The 872-nt window shown below is 71.8% G+C and carries 2 protein-coding genes; both read left to right on the forward strand.

The window, feature by feature from the left end; all coding sequences use genetic code 11:
* Window positions 1–234 (forward strand): potassium-transporting ATPase subunit C (locus tag AQJ27_RS51320; RefSeq protein ID WP_159064686.1); only part of this gene is annotated, 234 nt, incomplete at its 5' end.
* A gap of 126 nt (window positions 235–360) precedes the next feature.
* The coding region (locus tag AQJ27_RS51325) for a response regulator transcription factor (protein ID WP_067385984.1) at window positions 361–872 on the forward strand (512 nt) is incomplete at its 3' end.

Raw genomic sequence — 872 nt, forward strand, 5'->3', positions numbered from 1 at the left:
GTGCCCGCCGACGCGGTCACCTCCTCCGGCTCGGGCCTGGACCCGGACATCTCCCCGCAGTACGCCGACCTCCAGGTCCACCGGATCGCGGAGAAGAACGGCCTGCCCGCAGCCCAGGTGCAGAAGCTGGTCGACGAGCACACCGACGGCCGCACCCTCGGCTTCATGGGCGAGCCCCGCGTCAACGTCCTCGAACTCAACATCGCGCTCAAGGCACTCGTCGCGAAGAGCTGACGGGCTCAAGGCACCACACGCGGGAGTCGGCGGCCGGGGAGCACATCCCGAGCCGCCGGCTCCCGCAGCCACACGACCGGTTCCCTACGGATCCGGCCCGCCGTACGACAGGAAAGGCGCACCCCGATGACCCGGGTACTGGTGGTGGAGGACGACCCTCAGCTCGTCCGGGCCCTCGTGATCAACCTGCAGGCCCGCAGATACGGAGTCGACTACGCCCCCGACGGCACCACCGCCCTGCGCATCGCCGCCGCCCGCCAGCCCGACGTGGTCCTGCTCGACCTCGGCCTGCCCGACATGGACGGCACCGACGTCATCAGGGCCCTGCGCGGCTGGACCCGCGTCCCCATCCTCGTCCTGTCCGCCCGCCGCGCCTCCGACGAGAAAGTCGCCGCCCTGGACGCGGGCGCCGACGACTACATCACCAAACCCTTCAGCATGGACGAACTCCTCGCCCGCCTGCGCGCCGCGGTCCGCCGCCGGGACGACGTCCCGGCGGCCCCCGAGACGACACGCGTCACGACCGACGCCTTCACCATCGACCTCCTCGCCAAGAAGGCCACCCGCGCCGGGCACGACGTCCGCCTCACCCCCACCGAATGGCACCTGCTGGAGATCCTGGTCACCAACCCCGGCCG

It is taken from the genome of Streptomyces olivochromogenes (genome assembly GCF_001514115.1).
Taxonomy (GTDB): domain Bacteria; phylum Actinomycetota; class Actinomycetes; order Streptomycetales; family Streptomycetaceae; genus Streptomyces; species Streptomyces olivochromogenes.